Source organism: Rhizobium sp. BR 315 (assembly GCF_050577975.1).
Classification (GTDB): Bacteria; Pseudomonadota; Alphaproteobacteria; order Rhizobiales; family Rhizobiaceae; genus Rhizobium; species Rhizobium miluonense.
Genome location: NZ_JARWKZ010000157.1, coordinates 1 through 645, shown reverse-complemented (window position 1 = coordinate 645; position 645 = coordinate 1). Strand labels below are relative to the sequence as shown.

Below are 645 nucleotides of genomic sequence, written 5' to 3'. Positions count from 1 at the left end.
GAGTTAATAGTTCAATTACTCCAAAGGCGTGAACTCGTATATCAATAATATCAACAATTGCAAAAGCTAAACCAGTCATAATTGCATATGCTATATACAAAATTGGAGCAGCAAACATGAACATAAACTCGATTGGTTCAGTGACACCAGTTAAAAATACAGCCAATCCAGCTGACAAGAACATAGATTTATATTTTTTTTGCTTATCCTTATCTACATTGCGATACATCGCCAATGCAATACCTATCAAAGCAGCACATGAAAGTATCATCTGTCCTACTTTAAAACGTGCAGGTGTTATCTCATTTAATAACTGTTTATAACTTTCTACATCACCAGCTGCAAGAAAATTATTTAAGTCAGCAATCCACGCTAGCCATAGAGGATCTTGTCCGGCTACTGTTTGTCCAACACTAGAACCTGTTAAGATTTGATATGTTCCTCCAAGTTCTGTATAGTTCATTGGAACAGTTAACATATGATGTAGACCAAATGGTAATAGTAAACGTTCTAATGCACCATAAATAAATGGAGCAATAACAGGTGCTGTATCGCGAGAAGTTGCAATCCAACGACCAAAATCATTTAATAATCCTTGAATAAATGGCCATACAATTGATAAAACGAGAGCGGTTACAACTGAGC

1 protein-coding gene is annotated in these 645 nt (G+C 35.7%); it reads right to left on the bottom strand.

Annotated features, from left to right (window positions below; all coding sequences use genetic code 11):
* Window positions 1-645: PTS transporter subunit EIIC (locus QD409_RS35505; RefSeq protein WP_430765048.1), on the bottom strand; the 645-nt coding region annotated here is incomplete at both ends.